Source organism: Microbacterium sp. 05T445 (genome assembly GCF_056395865.1).
The window spans coordinates 1064878-1080284 of the sequence record NZ_JBFTKJ010000001.1 but is presented as its reverse complement, the minus strand read 5'-3'; the positions used below and the strand labels follow the sequence as shown (position 1 = coordinate 1080284).

Below are 15407 nucleotides of genomic sequence, written 5' to 3'. Positions count from 1 at the left end.
AGGGGCACCCGGCCCGGCGAGGCCGCGGTATCAGTCGCCGGCGACGAGCCGCTCGTACCCGGCCTGCAGCGCCGGGAAGTAGTCGTTCCAGTCCACCGTGGCGACGTCGACGCCCGCCTGGGCGGCCACGAGCCGATCGAGGTAGTACTCCCAGCCCGGGCCGATCGACCCGACATCCTCACCGGGGTTCAGCCGCTGGCCGAACGTGAGGACGGTGTCGCCGGGGGAGTCCTCGGCGAGCTCGAACCACAGGTGCCAGGAGCCGGAGCCGGCCGACGTGTCGCCGGCGAAGCGCCGCGGGCGGTCGCACTCCAGGATCGTGTACTCCTCGCCGGGTGCGTCGGCCGCCTCCGCGGTCATGAAGAACGTGACGTGCCCGCTACGCGGGTCGCCCTCCCAGCGGCCGATCCAGCGCTCCAGGCGCGTGGAGTCGGTGAGTTCGCGCCACACCTCCTCGGCGCTCACCGGGAACCGTCGCAGGATCACGAGGTGGGGGTGTCCGTCGATCTTGGTCACGGTGCCGGTGATGTCGGTCATGTCGCGTTCCAGAGGTCTCGGTAGTACGACAGGCGTTCGCGATCGGGTTCGACCCCGTACGCCTCGATGAGGGCGTCCTCCCATCCCTCGCCATAGTTCCACGCCGTCGACATCGACGCCACGGCGATGTCGGCCCAGCGATCCGCGACCCCCAGCGTGCCGAGGTCGACGTGCCCGCTCCACCGTCCGTCGTCGCCGATGAGGGTGTTCGGGCAGCACGCGTCGCCGTGGCACACCACGAGCCGGTCGACCGGCGGCGCCTCGCGCAGCGCATCGGGGACCCGGATGCCGCGCCGCGCGGCATTCTCGATGCGCACCGGCACGCTCCACTCGAACGGGCACTCGTCCACCGGCAGCGCGTCGTGCAGCGCCCGCAGGCCCTCGCCCACGGCGCGGACGGCGGTGGCGGCATCCGCGATCCAGCGCGGGTCGACCGCCGACAGTCCGGGGAGGGCCGCCGTCACCATCCACTCGTGGGTGTCGTCGCCGCCCTGCTCGAGCACCCGCGGAACCACGATGCGCGCGGACGCCCAGCGCAGGCGCTCGGCCTCGCCCGCGAACGAGGACTCGTCGTTGCGCGGACCGAACTTGATGAAGCGCCCGTCGCCGGCGCGGAAGGTCAGTCCGCCGTAGTCGTTGCGCCAGACCGGGGTGAGATCCGCCCCCAGCGCGAGGCGCTCGACCGTGGGCGGGACTGCGACGTCTTCGACGGGGATCGACACCCGTCCACTCTCCCACTCCCGCCGCGGTCAGGCCTCGAGAGCCTCCCGCAGGAGCCGGGCGTGGTTGTGCGTCTCGTCGTGGGCGCCGTAGACCAGCGTCACCACCGGGTGCGGATCGAGCGAGGTGCGCAGCGCGTCGACGGCGGGCAGGAGCGGCCCCGCGAGTTCGGCCCGGTACGCCGCCTCGAACTCGGCCCAGGGCATGCCCTCATGGTGGAACGCCCTTCGCAGCTCGGTCGAGGGCGCGGCATCCTTCGCCCACAGGGCGATGGCCGCGCGCTCCTTCGACAGGCCTCGCGGCCAGAGCCGGTCGACCAGCACGCGGAAGCCGTCAGCTGCGGCCGGGTCGTCGTACACGCGCTTGAGCCTGATCTCCATGCGCCCATCCAACCTGCCCGCCCGTGCCGCCCGCCACCGGCATGGTGGGATGGGGAGATGCCCCCCACCCGCGCCACCCGTCGACGAGGACCGCTCACGGCGCTCGAAGGCGCGGAGCCGGCGGTCGCGATCGGGGATGCCGCCGCGCGCCACGTGCGGCTCACTCCCGAAGGGCTCGCGCGTCACGTGGGCGAGCCGCAGTATCAGTTCGTGCCCTGGGCGCAGGTGCACGCGGTCACGGTGGAGCCGCCGGCCACCTGGTGGCCGTATCCCGCGCTCGCCGACACGGCAGCGGCTCTGCTCGGCGGCGCGATCGGCGGCGTCGAACTCGGCGAGGCCGGCGAGACGCCCACCTTCGCCGTCGTGATCATGACGATCGACGGGGATCGGCTGGAATGGCGTGCCACCCAGCACTACCTCTCCGGCTACCGTCGGGCCGACGCGCAGGCCACGACGCGCCTGGTGGAGTACCTGACCGCACGCGGGGAGGCGCGCCTGCTGCTCGCCCGCCCCGCGGAGCTGCTCGATCGCATCGCCGCCCTCACGCGCAGCGGGCCCCGCATCGGGCCCTGACGGCCTCGGCGGCCGCCCGTTAACCTGGTGCCGTTGCCCGCCCGTTGACGAGCGGTGGGACTGAGTCCCGCGTATGCTGATACGCGGTTCCGCAGAATCCGGACTTCGAAGGAGAATCCATGGACCTCACCGGTGCCGCAGCCCTCGTGACCGGCGGTGCGAGCGGGCTGGGCCTGGCCACGGCCAGGCGCCTGGCCGACGCCGGCGCGACCGTCACCATCGTCGACCTGCCGACCTCGGCCGGCGCCGACGTCGCGGCAGAGCTGGGCGGGTCGTTCGCGCCCGCCGATGTCACGAGCCCGGAGCAGGTGGCGGCCGCCGTGGCGCAGGCCGCGGCATCCGGACCCCTGCGCGTCGTCGTCAATTGCGCCGGCATCGCGCCGCCGGCCAAGGTGCTCGACCGCGAGGGCGACCCGTCGCCGCTGGAGGGCTTCGAGCGCATCATCCGGGTGAACCTCATCGGCACCTACAACGTCATCGCGCAGGCCTCGGCGGTCATGGCCAAGGGCGAGCCCACCTCCGACGGCGACCGCGGCGTCATCGTGAACACCGCGAGCGTGGCCGCGTTCGACGGCCAGATCGGGCAGCCCGCGTACTCCGCCTCGAAGGGCGGCGTGCACGCGATGACCCTGCCGATCGCCCGCGAGCTCGCCCGTTACGGCATCCGCGTGGTGACGATCGCCCCCGGCATCATGGAGACCCCGATGCTGATGGGCCTTCCGCAGGCGGCGCAGGACTCGCTCGGCCAGCAGGTGCCCTACCCGCAGCGGCTCGGCAAGCCCGACGAGTACGCGCGCCTGGTCATGTCGATTGTCGACAACGGCTACCTCAACGGCGAGACGATCCGCCTCGACGGCGCGATCCGCATGGCCCCGAAGTAAGGAGATCGCATGAGCGACTCGATCCTCGTCACCCGCGACGGCGCCCTCGCCCGCGTGACCTTCAACCGCCCCGCGTTCCTCAACGCGATGGGCTTCGAGATGGGCCGTCGCTGGCGCGACGTCGCGCACGAGCTCACCTCCGACGCATCGGTGGGGGCGATCATCCTGGATGCCGTCGGCCCCGCGTTCTGCGCCGGCGGCGACGTGATGGAGATGGCGACCTCCGGCGCCTCGGGCGCCGACGTCACCGGCGCCGCGCACACGATCCACGACGGCATCCGCACGTTCGTGGAATCCGACAAGCCGATCGTCGCCGCCGTGCAGGGCGCGGTCGCGGGCGGCGGGATCGGGCTCATGCTCGCCGCCGACTACATCGTCGCGGCGGAGCACGCGAAGTTCGTGAGCAAGTACGCCAACATCGGGCTCACCCCCGACCTCGGCGTCTCGACGCTGCTGCCCGCCGCGGTCGGCCAGCGCCGTGCGCTCCAGCTGCTGCTGCAGGACGTCACGATCGACGCCCCGACGGCGCTGGACTGGGGCCTGGTGACCGAGGTGGTCGCGCCCGACGCCGTCGCCTCGCGCGCCGAGGCGGTCGCCCGGTTCTGGCTCGACAACGCCACCGGAGCGTTCGGCCAGGCCAAGCGCCTGGTCCGCACCGGCGCCGGCCGCTCGTTCGCCGAGAACCTCGACGACGAGGCCCGTTCGATCGGCGCCCGCTTCGACACCGACGAGGCCAAGGCCCGCGTCGCCGCGTTCGCCGCGGCATCCCGCAAGACCAAGGAGGAAGCATGAGCCTTGCCGGCAAGACCATCCTGATGTCCGGCGGCAGCCGCGGCATCGGCCTCGCGATCGCGCTGCGCGCGGCGCGCGACGGCGCGAACATCGCGCTGCTGGCCAAGACCGACACGCCGCACCCGAAGCTCGAGGGCACGGTGCACTCGGCGGCGGAGCAGATCCGCGCCGCCGGCGGCAACGCGCTGCCGATCGTCGGCGACGTGCGCAACGACGACGACGTGACCGAGGCGGTGCTGAAGACCCAGGGCGAGTTCGGCGGCATCGACATCGTCGTCAACAACGCGTCGGTCATCGACCTGTCGCGCTCGCTCGACCTCGATGCGAAGAAGTACGACCTCATGCAGGACGTGAACGTGCGCGGCACGTTCATGCTCTCGCGCGCCGCGGTCCCGATCCTGAAGGATGCCGAGAACCCGCACATCCTCTCGCTCTCGCCGCCGCTGAACCTGTCGCCGAAGTGGCTCGGCGGGCACACCGGGTACACGCTCGCCAAGTACGGCATGACGATGGCGACCCTCGGGCTCGCCGCCGAGTTCGCCGAGGCCGGCATCGCCGCCAACACGCTGTGGCCGCGCACGACGATCGCGACGGCCGCGGTGCGGTTCGCGCTCGGCGGCGACCGCATGATGAAGGTCAGCCGCACCCCCGAGATCTACGCCGACGCGGCGTACGAGGTCGTCACGAAGCCGTCCCGCGAGTACACCGGCCAGACGCTCATCGTCGAGGACGTGCTCGAGGCGGCCGGGGTCACCGACTTCTCGGGCTACGCGGCGGTGCCCGGCACCCCCGACTCGGCGCTGTTCCCCGACATCTTCCTGGACTGATCCCACGCGATTCCCCGGTCTGCCCGAGACCGGGGAATCGCCGTGGAACGCGTGCGCCACCTCGGTTCCGACGCTGATCCCCTGTCTCGTCGGAGCGCGCGGACGTAGGGTGGGGCCATGGCGGTGCGGAGCCTCTTCCCCATTCTGCTGACTCGCGAACTCCCGGATCTCGTGCGGTTCTACGAGAGGGCGCTCGGCGGCGTCGTGGACTACCGGTTCGCCGATGAGCACGGCGCCGACGCGTACGTGTCGCTGAAGATCGACGGGGTCTCGCTCGGGATCGGGCGCGACGAGAACGCGCTGGCGCCCGGTGCGGGCGAACGGGTCGCCCTGTGGTTCTACGTCGACGACGTCGACTCATCGTATGCGGCGTGGGTCGCCGCAGGAGGCCACCCGATCCAGCCGCCGGAGGACATGCCGTGGGGCGAGCGCGTCGCTCAGGTGCGCGATCCCGCCGGCAACCTCGCGAACCTCGGCGCGGAGGGCGCAGCCGCCGAGAGCTGAGGTGCCGCCGGTGTCGGCAGAGGCCGGCTCAGATCAGCTCGAGGCGTCGCAGGGCGTTGGCGACGCCGTCGTCGAGCACGTCGGTGGTGACGAAGTCGGCGAGCTCCTTGAGCTCGGGCTGGGCGTTGCCCATCGCCACCGCCGTGCCGCACACCTGGAACATCTCGACGTCGTTCCAGCTGTCGCCGATCGCGACGGCGTCGGCGGCGTCCATGCCGAGGTGGCCCAGCAGCAGCTCGATCGCGGAGCCCTTCGTGGTGTCGCGCTCGCTGATCTCGCCGTTGGAGCCGCCCGGCAGCGGCATGCTCCCCGGCACGATGAGGAACTCGTCGCCGAGGTCGGCGCGCAGCTCGTCGATGCCCTCCTCGTGGTCGCTGACGAACACCGCCTTGTCGATGCGGGTGAGGTCGGCCTCGTCGGCGCTCGGGAACGTCCGCTCCGCCAGGCCCACCAGCGAGTCCTCGGGCCGCACCTCGGCGCCGGCGGCGATGCGGGCGTTCAGCGCCGCCGCGTAGTCGCGCATCAGCTCGGCCATGCCGCCCGACGCGTAGACGCCGTCGCGCGTCTGCAGGAAGTAGCGGATGCCGCGGCCGTGCAGCGCCGCGAGCAGCCGGTCCGTCGCCTCCGGTGACAGCGGGCGGTCGACGAGCACGTCGTCGCCCGACGTCACGAGGGCGCCGGAGTTGGTGATCGCGCCGTCGAAGCCGATCTCGGCGACGCGGGGGTGGATGTCTGCGGCCGATCGCCCGGTGCTGAGATACACGAGGTGCCCGGCGGCGCGCGCCGCGCGGATGGCGGTGGCCGTCGAGGGCGCCACGTGCGAGCCGTGCTCGAGGATCGTGCCGTCGACATCGATGAACACGATGCGCCGGGCGCCGGCAGGGGTCGTCATCGTCGCGTCCTCCCTCAGTGCCTGTTGCCCGTGAACAGCAGGATGCCGCCCAGGCCGATCATGAGCCCGCCACCGGTGGCGGACAGCGTGGCGATGCGCTTGGGGGAGCGGCCGAACCACGACCGCGCGCCGGCGGCGACCAGCGCCCACGCGCCGTCCGAGAGCAGCGCGATGATGAAGAACACCAGGCCGAGCTCGATCATCTGCAGCGGCACCATGCCGGCCGACAGGTCGACGAACTGCGGGAGCACCGCGACGAAGAACGCGATGGTCTTCGGGTTGGTGACGCCGACGACGAACCCCTCGCCGAGCTGACGCCACGCCGACTTGGCCAGGACGGCGCCGTTCGCCTGCGCGGCGGCGCGGTTCCGGTGCCGGATCGCCTGCACGCCGAGGTACATCAGGTACAGCGCGCCGGCGACCTTGAGGATCGTGAACAGCACGATCGACTGCGCGACGATGCCGCCGACGCCCAGGGCCACCAGGCCGATGATGGGCAGCAGCCCGAGGGCGTTGCCGAGCACGCTGAGCAGTCCTCCGATGCGGCCGAGCGCGAGGGCGCGGCCGATGGTGAACAGCACGCTCGGGCCCGGGATCACGATCAGCACGAGCGCGGCCAGCGTGAAGGCCAGGAGGTTCTCGACGGGGACCACGAGTCGACGATAGCCGCCGCAGGCGACGCGCGGCGGGGCGCGGCATCCGCTTCGGCGATCGCCCAGGCGCGCCCGCGTACCCTTGAGGGCATGACCGAGTCCTCGCCGGTGCGCAGCACCAAGCCCCGCCAGGTGCGCCCGGCGACCGAAGGTTGGACCCAGAAGAAGGATGCCGAGGGCCGGCCGCTGCTGCAGTTCGCCAGCCCCAAGCGCGGCAAGCCGCCGGTGCACATGGCCGACTTCACGCCGGAGCAGCGCGTCGAGAAGGTGAAGGAGCTGGGGCTCCCCGGCTTCCGCGCCAAGCAGCTCGAGAAGCACTACTTCCAGCACTGGACCCACAACCCCGCCGACATGACCGACCTCCCCGCCGACGGGCGCGAGGAGTTCGTGCACGGCATGCTGCCGCCCCTGCTCACCGAGGTGCGGCGCCTGGAGACCGACCGCGGCGACACCATCAAGTTCCTGTGGAAGCTGCACGACGGTGCGCTCGTCGAGTCGGTGCTCATGCGCTACCCCGGCCGCATCACGCTGTGCGTGTCGAGCCAGGCCGGCTGCGGCATGAACTGCCCGTTCTGCGCGACCGGCCAGGCGGGCCTGACCCGCAACATGTCGGCCGCCGAGATCGTCGAGCAGATCGTCCGGGCCAACCGCCTCATCGCCGAGGGCGGCCTCGGGGGCAAGAAGAAGAGCGACCACTCCGCCGAGCGGGTGTCGAACATCGTGTTCATGGGCATGGGCGAGCCGCTCGCGAACTACGCGCGCGTCATGCAGGCCGTCCGCGTCATGACCGACAAACAGCACGGCCTCGGCATGAGCGCGCGCGGCATCACCGTCTCGACCGTCGGCCTCGTGCCGGCGATCACCAAGCTCGCGAACGAAGACATCCCGGTCACGTTCGCGCTGTCGCTGCACGCCCCCGACGACAAGCTGCGCGACGAGCTCATCCCGGTGAACTCCCGCTGGAAGGTCGACGAGGCCCTCGACGCCGCCCGTGCATACTTCGACAAGACCGGGCGCCGCGTGTCGATCGAATACGCCCTCATCAAGGACATGAACGACCACGGCTGGCGCGCCGACCTCCTCGCCGAGAAGCTCAACGCCCGCGGCCGCGGCTGGGTGCACGTGAACCCCATCCCGCTGAACCCGACCCCCGGCTCGATCTGGACGGCGTCCGAGGTGCCGGTGCAGAACGAGTTCGTGCGACGCCTCAACGACGCCGGCATCCCGACGACCCTGCGCGACACGCGCGGCAAGGAGATCGACGGCGCGTGCGGGCAGCTCGTGGCCACCGAAGAGGACGAGGCCGTCGCCGCCGCGACCCCGCTCGAGGACTGAGATCGGGGATGCCGCGGCCGCGGCATCCGGGTCCTCTCAGAATCCTCTAATACACCTGCCGCACAGGTAGACCGCTCTATGGTGTCCGGATGTCTTTCTCCGCACACCGACCGGGCAGGTTCGGCTCCGACGGTCGCATCGAGTTCGAGACGGACGGCGAGCAGACCGAGGATCTCTACCTCGACGACGTGCGCGCCCAGCAGGCCGCCGGCGAGCCCGCCGACGAGCGTCTCGACGCCGACGGGCCGGAGGACCCGTTCCCCGTGACGCGGGATCTGCTCGAGGACGCGCTGGCGATGAACCCGACGCAGCCGGTCACCGTGACGGAGCCCGTCGTGACCGATGGGCCGACGACGATCGGCGAGTGGGGCGCCGTCGACGAGCCCGCCGCTGATGGACCGGTGGCCGACGAGGAGCCGGTCGAGGAGGCATCCGCTCCTCCCGTCCGTGCCAAGCGTGCGAAGCGCCGGAAGGAGCGCGGCTCCGCCTGGCGACGGCTGGCGATCCTCGGCGGCGCGGACGGTTCGGTGCTCGACCAGGTGCCGACCGAGACCCCCCGCTTCGTGCAGATGTTCTTCGTGATCGCCGGCACCGCGCTGATCTCGGCCATCTCGATGTACTTCGCGCTCACCACCGGCGTGCGCATCGTCGCGTGGGGCGCGCTGCCCCTGGCGATCGTGTGGGCGCTCATCATCTTCAACCTCGACCGCTTCCTCACCTCGACGATGCGCTCGACCCACAGCGTCGGGCGCCTCATCGGGCTGGCGATCCCGCGTGTGATCATGGCCGCCGTGATCGGCATCGTCGTGGCAGAGCCGCTCGTGCTGCAGATCTTCCACAACGACATCGCCCGCGAGGTGAACGCGACCAACATCACGCAGGCGCAGTCGGATCAGGATGCCGTCACCTCCGGCCCCGAGAAGCAGGCGCTGGATGCCGCGACCGAACGCGTCGCGGCTCTGGAGAGCCAGGCGGCCAGCGGCGTCGTCGCCGGGGCCGACACGACCTCGGCATCCGCGGCCTCGGCGCAGAAGACGGTCGACGACCTGACCACGAAGCTCGCCGCGCAGCAGCAGGTGATCGACCAGGCGCGCGCGATGTACCAGTGCGAGCTCACCGGCCAGGGCGCCGGGGAGGTCTCCGGGTGCAGCGGCGTCGCGGGCGAGGGCGCGAGCTCCGGCGCGGCGAAGGACCAGCTCGCGTCCGCGCAGGCGGCGTACGACGACCTGGCGTCCCAGCTGACGACCGCCCAGTCGGACCTCGCGGCCGCGCAGGCCGCGGGCACGGCAGACGCCGGCGCCTCGGAGGCCGCCAACAAGCAGCAGGCCAAGGACGAGCTGCCGGCGGCGCGCGAGCAGTATCAGGCCGCCCGCGCGGCCTACGACGCCCGGGCCTCCGAGATCGCAAGCGGCAACGCGGGGGCGATCGGCCTCCTCAGCCAGATCAGCGGCCTCGAGCGGCTCTCCGCCCGCGAGCCGACCCTGTCGTGGGCGCACTGGCTCATCGCCGGGCTGTTCTTCATGATCGAGCTGCTGCCGGTGCTCGTGAAGGTGCTGACCAGCTACGGCGACCCCTCGCTCTACGAGCAGGCCGACGCGCTGCGCCGCCAGGTCGCGCTCGACCGCGTGACCGCCCGCAGCTGGCGCGAGCGCGCCGACATCGCCCAGGGCGGCGAGGCCTGATCGGCTGACGCCTCGGGGACGGGATGCCGCGGGCCGCGGCATCCGCTCTCCGAGGCGTGCGGCGTCAGTCGGTGGGGGCGACCAGCCAGCCGCGGACCCTCTCCAGCACGTCGGCGCCCGAGTCGCGGTCGACGCTCGCGACCAGGTCGGCGACGCTCACGCCTGCCAGCGACGCACGCCAGGCCTGCTCGGCGGCGAGCATCGCGCGATGGACGGCGCACGCGCGCAGACAGTCCTCGGGGGAGGCCGCCAGCGGACCCCGCTGCCGGATCTCGGTGCAGGTGAACTGCGGCTCGCGTCCCTCGATCGCCAGGACGATGTCGAGGACCGAGATCTCGTCGGCGGGGCGCGTCAGGACGTAGCCGCCGGACTTGCCCTGCACGGAGTGCACGATGCCGGCCCGTGCGAGGGCCTGCATCTGCTTGGCGAGGTACGACATCGAGACGTCGTTGAGGCGCGCGAGCGTCGCCGCGGGGACCGGCTCGGTCACGCCGGTGAGCGCGACGCAGCAGTGCACCGCCCACTCGACTCCACCCGACATCTTCATATCCGAAACCCTACTTGACTCGGACAGGTGGTGTCCGAGTAAGTTGAACTCGGACAATATCAATCCGAGTTTGGAGAGACCGATGAAGATCGTGGTGCTGGGCGGAACGGGGCGGATCGGCGCGCGCGTGGTGGCGCTGCTGGCGGAGCGCGGTCACGAGGTCGTGGCGGCCTCGCGGTCGACGGGGGTCGATGCCGTGGCGGGGACCGGGCTGGACGAGGCCTTCGCCGGCATGGACGTCGTCGTGGACGCGACCGAGTCGTCGGCATGGGACGAGGCGGGCGTGATCGCCTTCTTCCACGCCGCGACGGGCAACGTGCTCGCCGCCGAGGAGCGCGCGGGCGTCGGGCACCACGTCGCCCTGTCGATCGTCGGGATCGACCGCAACCCCGACGCTCGGGGGTACCTCGCCGGCAAGGTCGCGCAGGAGCGGCTCGTTGCCGCGAGCGCGGTGCCGTCGACGATCGTGCGTGCGACGCAGTTCTTCGAGTTCCTCCCGCAGATCGCCGATGCGAGCACGGCGGACGGTGACGTGCGCGTCGGCACGGCCCTGCTGCAGCCGGTGGCGGCTGAGGCCGTCGCCCGGGCGCTCGCCGACGCCGCCGAGGCCGCTCCCGGCGGTGCCGTCGACGTCGCAGGGCCCGAGCGGGCGCCACTGGCGGACTTCCTCCGCCGCGACCTCGCCGCCCGCGGCGATGCGCGATCGGTGGTGGTCGACCCCGCCGCGGGCTACTTCGGCCGCGTCGTCGGCGAGACGAGCCTGGTGCCCGCGGGGGACGCCCTGATCGACGGGGTCGGGTACGAGGAGTGGCTCGCCGCGCGCTGACGCGGAGTGCGGCATCCGCTCTTCACAGGACACGATATATCGTGTTACAGTGACGGGCGGATGTCGCCGGCCACGGCATCCCACGTCCAGGATTCGCCCTCCGCGAACGGGGCTGCCGCGATGTCGGCGGCCCGTGCGAGGGTGAGAACACACCACCTCAAGCGCGCGCGTCCGCGTGCTTTTCCACGCCCCAGGGATCCTCGTGCTGGCAAAACTCCTCGTCCGATATCTGAAACCGTACGGCTGGCTGCTGCTCGGCGTGCTGCTGTTCCAGTCCGCCTCCGCCATCGCCTCGCTGTACCTGCCCAGCCTGAACGCCGACATCATCGACAACGGCGTATCCAAGGGCGACACCGACTACATCTGGCGCACCGGCATCGTCATGCTGACGGTCTCGCTCGCGCAGATCACCGCGTCGATCATCGCGACCTACTTCGCCGCACGCGCGGCGATGAAGCTCGGCCGCGACATCCGCGACGACATCTTCGAGCGCGTCTCGGGCTTCTCCGAGCGCGAGGTCACCGGCTTCGGTGCCGGCTCCCTCATCACCCGCAACACGAACGACGTGCAGCAGGTGCAGATGCTCGCGATGATGGGAGCGACCTTCCTCGTGACGGCGCCGCTCCTGGCGATCGGCGGGATCGTGCTCGCGATCGAGCAGGCCGCCTCCCTGGCGTGGATCATCGCGATCGCCGTACCCGTGCTGCTGGTCGTCGCGGGCCTCGTCATCGCGCGCATGGTGCCGCTGTTCCGCAGCTACCAGGGCAAGCTCGACGGCGTGAACCGCGTGATGCGCGAACAGCTCACCGGCATCCGCGTCATCCGCGCGTTCGTGCGCGAGCCCATCGAGGAGGAGCGCTTCCGCGAGGCCAACACCGACATCATGGTCGTCGGCCGCAAGGTCGGGTCGCTCTTCGTGGTGCTGTTCCCGGCCGTCATGCTGATCCTCAACGTCACCGTGATCGGCGTGATCTGGTTCGGCGGCATGCAGGTCGACAGCGGAGAGATCCAGATCGGCACGCTCTTCGCCTTCATGCAGTACGCCATGATCATCCTCTCCGGCGTGATGATGGCGAGCTTCATGACGCTGATGATCCCTCGCGCCGCGGTCTCCGCCGAGCGCGTCGGCGAGGTGCTCGACACGCACTCGTCGCTCGAGCGTCCCGCCGACGCGGTCTCCGACTTCCCGGCGCCCGGCACGATCGAGTTCCGCGACGTCGCCTTCACGTACCCCGGCGCCGAGCACCCGATCCTCTCGGGCATCAGCTTCCGGGCGACGGCCGGCGAGACCGTCGCCATCGTCGGCTCGACCGGCGCCGGCAAGACCACCCTCGTCTCGCTGATCCCGCGCCTGTTCGACGTCACCGACGGCGTCGTCGAGGTCGGAGGGGTCGACGTGCGCAAGGCCGACCTCGAAGCGCTCTGGAGCACGATCGGCCTGGTGCCGCAGCGGCCGTTCCTCTTCACGGGCACGATCGCGTCCAACCTGCGGTTCGGCCGCGAAGAGGCGACGGATGCCGAGCTCTGGCGCGCGCTCGAGATCGCGCAGGCCAGCGACTTCGTGAGTCAGATGGAGGCCGGGCTCGACGCCCCGATCGCCCAGGGCGGCACCAACGTGTCGGGCGGGCAGCGGCAGCGCCTCGCCATCGCGCGCGCCATCGTCCACCAGCCGAAGGTGCTCGTCTTCGACGACTCGTTCTCCGCACTCGACCTCACCACCGACGCGCGGCTGAGGCAGGCGCTGTGGCGGGAGCTTCCCGACGTCACCAAGATCGTCGTCGCCCAGCGCGTCTCGACGATCACCGACGCCGACCGCATCGTCGTCCTCGACGACGGCGGCATCGTGGGGATGGGGACGCACGAGCAGCTGCTCGAGACGAGCCAGACCTATCGAGAGATCGTCGAATCCCAGCTCGGAGCGGAGGTCGCCCGATGAGCGACGACAAGACCACCCGCCGGCGCACGCGCCAGGCCGTCGCAGAGCTGAGCGCCGAGGAGAAGGCCGAGATCGAGCTCGGCGAGCAGGCGCGCATCGCCGCCGACGACTGGAGCGGCGCTGTCGCACCGGGCAAGGCCGCGCATTTCTGGCCCTCCTTCCGCCGGCTCATCGGGCTGCTGCGCCCGAACGCGTGGGCGTTCGTGTTCGTGTCGATCCTCGGCTCCATCGGCGTCGTGCTCGCCGTGCTGTCGCCGAAGGTGCTGGGTGAGGCGACCAACATCCTCTTCGAGGGCGTCGTGTCGGGGATGGCGCCTGCGGGCGCCACGAAGGAGCAGGTCGTCGCAGGCCTCGAGGCGCAGGGCCAGCAGGACCTCGCCAACATGGTCTCGGCGATGGAGCACTTCGTGCCCGGAGCCGGCGTCGACTTCATGGCCCTCAGCCGTGTGCTGCTGATCGTGCTCGCGCTGTACTTCGCGTCGTCGCTGCTGATGTGGCTGCAGGGCTACGTCATCAACGTGATCATGGTGCGCGTCATGTGGCGCCTGCGCGAAGAGGTCGAGGCGAAGATCAACCGCCTGCCGCTGCGCTACTTCGACCGCGTCCAGCGCGGCGAGCTGATCTCGCGCGTCACGAACGACATCGACAACATCACGCAGATGATGCAGCAGTCGCTGTCGCAGGCGCTGACGAGCGTGCTCACCGTGATCGGCGTGCTCATCATGATGCTGACCATCTCGTGGCAGCTGACCCTGGTGGTGCTGATCAGCTTCCCGCTCATGGGCGTGCTGTTCGGCGTCATCGGCCCGCGCTCGCAGAAGGCGTTCGGCATCCAGTGGCGCAAGGTCGGCCGCCTCAACGCCCGTGTCGAGGAGTCCTTCTCGGGTCACGCCCTGGTCAAGGTCTACGGTCGCGAGCAGGCGTCGCGCGAGGCGTTCCGCGACGAGAACGAGGAGCTCTACCAGGCCTCGTTCAAGGCGCAGTTCCTCTCGAACATCATGATGCCGGCGATGATGTTCATCGGGAACCTGACCTACGTGGGCATCGCGGTCTTCGGCGCGCTCATGGTCGCCGGAGGCCAGCTGCGACTCGGCGACGTGCAGGCGTTCATCCAGTACTCGCAGCAGTTCACGCAGCCGCTGGCCGAGCTCGGCGGCATGGCCGCGGTCGTCCAGTCCGGCACGGCGTCGGCCGAGCGCGTGTTCGAGCTGCTCGACGAAGACGAGCAGGAGCCCGACGCCCAGGACGCCCCGGCGCCGGTCGAGGGCGACGGCACGATCGAGTTCCAGGACGTCGCGTTCTCGTACTCGGCCGAGCGGCCGCTCATCCACGACCTGTCGTTCCGGGTCGAGCCCGGTCAGACCGTCGCGATCGTGGGTCCGACGGGGGCCGGCAAGACGACGCTCGTCAACCTGCTGATGCGCTTCTACGAGCTCGACGGCGGCCGCATCCTCCTCAACGGGCAGAACATCGCCGAGCTCACCCGCCGCGACATCCGCGCCGAGACGGGCATGGTGCTGCAGGACCCGTGGCTGTTCGCCGGAACCATCCGGGAGAACATCCGCTACGGCCGGGCCGACGCCACCGACGACGAGATCCTCGCCGCCGCGCGGGCGACGTACGTCGACCGGTTCGTGCACTCGCTGCCCGACGGGTACGACACACTCCTCGACGAGGACGCGTCGAACATCTCGGCGGGCGAGAAGCAGCTCATCACGATCGCCCGCGCGTTCGTGGCGCAGCCATCGGTGCTGATCCTCGACGAGGCGACGAGCTCCGTCGACACCCGCACCGAGCTGCTGCTGCAGCACGCGATGGCCGCGCTGCGCGAAGGACGCACGTCCTTCGTGATCGCGCACCGCCTGTCGACGATCCGCGATGCCGACCTGATCCTCGTGATGGAGAACGGCGGCATCGTCGAGAAGGGCACGCACGACGAGCTCATCGCGGCGCAGGGTGCGTACTTCCGCCTCTACAACTCGCAGTTCGAGCAGGCGGCGACCGATCTGGACGAAGAGGCACGCGCGCTCGCCGAGACGGCCGACGCTGCGGAAGCCGCCGAGTCGGCGGACGACGCCATCGAGGACGAGACCGCCTCGGTGGTCTGATCCGCGCCGACGGACGCACCGTCCGATCGCATCCACAGCAGCCCGGGGCGCCCGCCCCGGGCTGCTGGCGTGAACGGGGACGCCGGATCAGCGGCCCTCGCCCTCCTCTCTTCCCGTCGCGAAGTGCCTTCGGTGTTCGACGAGAAGCATGCGGCCGAGCGCGGGTTGCGCCCCGGTCGTCGAGACCGAATCCGTCATCGTGTGACGGGACGCC

The 15407-nt window shown here is 71.1% G+C and carries 16 protein-coding genes; 10 read left to right on the top strand and 6 right to left on the bottom strand.

Translation table 11 applies throughout. The features are described 5' to 3' along the window. Window positions 1-30 precede the first annotated feature (30 nt). The 3 genes from AC1DDU_RS05285 to AC1DDU_RS05275 are packed head-to-tail and all read right to left on the bottom strand — an operon-like array spanning window position 31 to window position 1637. A complete protein-coding gene (locus tag AC1DDU_RS05285; protein WP_477431823.1) occupies window positions 31-537 on the bottom strand; it encodes an SRPBCC domain-containing protein in 507 nt (168 codons plus the stop codon). Then, window positions 534-1259: a phosphotransferase gene (locus AC1DDU_RS05280; RefSeq protein WP_477431821.1), complete on the bottom strand. Its 726-nt coding sequence runs from the start codon at window positions 1257-1259 to the stop codon at window positions 534-536. Before AC1DDU_RS05280 ends, AC1DDU_RS05285 begins: the two co-directional genes overlap by 4 nt. A 27-nt stretch (window positions 1260-1286) precedes the next feature. Further along, the gene (locus tag AC1DDU_RS05275) at window positions 1287-1637 is read right to left on the bottom strand and encodes a DUF488 domain-containing protein (RefSeq protein WP_477431819.1); all 351 of its coding nucleotides are present in this window, start codon (window positions 1635-1637) and stop codon (window positions 1287-1289) included. Between the two features lie 57 nt (window positions 1638-1694). Between AC1DDU_RS05275 and AC1DDU_RS05270 the strand changes: the two genes are divergently transcribed. The 5 genes from AC1DDU_RS05270 to AC1DDU_RS05250 all read left to right on the top strand — a co-directional run bounded on the left by AC1DDU_RS05270 (window position 1695) and on the right by AC1DDU_RS05250 (window position 5214). Next, window positions 1695-2210, top strand: coding sequence for a hypothetical protein (locus AC1DDU_RS05270; protein ID WP_477431817.1), 516 nt, complete (start codon window positions 1695-1697; stop codon window positions 2208-2210). A 119-nt stretch (window positions 2211-2329) separates the two neighbouring features. Then, complete coding sequence (locus AC1DDU_RS05265; RefSeq protein ID WP_477431815.1) at window positions 2330-3091, top strand: SDR family NAD(P)-dependent oxidoreductase; 762 nt, start codon at window positions 2330-2332, stop codon at window positions 3089-3091. Between the two features lie 9 nt (window positions 3092-3100). Next, the gene (locus tag AC1DDU_RS05260; RefSeq protein WP_477431813.1) at window positions 3101-3883 is read left to right on the top strand and encodes an enoyl-CoA hydratase/isomerase family protein; all 783 of its coding nucleotides are present in this window, start codon (window positions 3101-3103) and stop codon (window positions 3881-3883) included. Then, a complete protein-coding gene (locus AC1DDU_RS05255; protein WP_477431811.1) occupies window positions 3880-4710 on the top strand; it encodes an SDR family oxidoreductase in 831 nt (276 codons plus the stop codon). Before AC1DDU_RS05260 ends, AC1DDU_RS05255 begins: the two co-directional genes overlap by 4 nt. Before the next feature lie 117 nt (window positions 4711-4827). Further along, window positions 4828-5214: a VOC family protein gene (locus AC1DDU_RS05250; RefSeq protein WP_477431809.1), complete on the top strand. Its 387-nt coding sequence runs from the start codon at window positions 4828-4830 to the stop codon at window positions 5212-5214. Window positions 5215-5242: 28 nt separating this feature from the next. On the opposite strand, the gene AC1DDU_RS05245 is transcribed toward AC1DDU_RS05250, so the two are convergent. Together AC1DDU_RS05245 and AC1DDU_RS05240 are read right to left on the bottom strand one after the other, a co-directional pair. After that, window positions 5243-6106 (bottom strand): Cof-type HAD-IIB family hydrolase, encoded by an 864-nt coding sequence (locus AC1DDU_RS05245; RefSeq protein WP_477431807.1) that lies wholly within the window; start codon window positions 6104-6106, stop codon window positions 5243-5245. A 14-nt stretch (window positions 6107-6120) separates the two neighbouring features. Then, entirely contained in the window at window positions 6121-6759 is a 639-nt protein-coding gene (locus tag AC1DDU_RS05240) for a LysE family translocator (protein ID WP_477431805.1), read from the bottom strand. Between the two features lie 90 nt (window positions 6760-6849). On the opposite strand from AC1DDU_RS05240, the gene rlmN reads away from it, so the two are divergent. Next, entirely contained in the window at window positions 6850-8094 is a 1245-nt protein-coding gene (gene rlmN, locus AC1DDU_RS05235) for a dual-specificity RNA methyltransferase RlmN (protein ID WP_477431803.1), read from the top strand. An 89-nt stretch (window positions 8095-8183) separates the two neighbouring features. Next, window positions 8184-9776 (top strand): DUF4407 domain-containing protein, encoded by a 1593-nt coding sequence (locus tag AC1DDU_RS05230; protein ID WP_477431801.1) that lies wholly within the window; start codon window positions 8184-8186, stop codon window positions 9774-9776. A 64-nt stretch (window positions 9777-9840) separates the two neighbouring features. Here the strand turns inward: AC1DDU_RS05230 and AC1DDU_RS05225 are convergent, their stop codons facing one another. Continuing rightward, window positions 9841-10317 (bottom strand): RrF2 family transcriptional regulator, encoded by a 477-nt coding sequence (locus AC1DDU_RS05225; protein ID WP_477431799.1) that lies wholly within the window; start codon window positions 10315-10317, stop codon window positions 9841-9843. Window positions 10318-10405: 88 nt separating this feature from the next. Here AC1DDU_RS05225 and AC1DDU_RS05220 point away from each other — a divergent pair, with 88 nt between their 5' ends. The 3 genes from AC1DDU_RS05220 (at window position 10406) to AC1DDU_RS05210 (ending at window position 15193) form a co-directional block, all read left to right on the top strand. Then, the gene (locus tag AC1DDU_RS05220; RefSeq protein ID WP_477431797.1) at window positions 10406-11149 is read left to right on the top strand and encodes an SDR family oxidoreductase; all 744 of its coding nucleotides are present in this window, start codon (window positions 10406-10408) and stop codon (window positions 11147-11149) included. 202 nt (window positions 11150-11351) lie between these two features. Continuing rightward, window positions 11352-13085, top strand: coding sequence for an ABC transporter ATP-binding protein (locus tag AC1DDU_RS05215; RefSeq protein ID WP_477431795.1), 1734 nt, complete (start codon window positions 11352-11354; stop codon window positions 13083-13085). Next, window positions 13082-15193 carry an ABC transporter ATP-binding protein gene (locus tag AC1DDU_RS05210; RefSeq protein ID WP_477431793.1) on the top strand — a complete coding sequence of 704 codons (2112 nt, stop codon included), beginning with the start codon at window positions 13082-13084 and terminating at the stop codon, window positions 15191-15193. The genes AC1DDU_RS05215 and AC1DDU_RS05210 overlap by 4 nt, the downstream gene beginning before the upstream one ends. The last annotated feature ends 214 nt before the right edge of the window (window positions 15194-15407 follow it).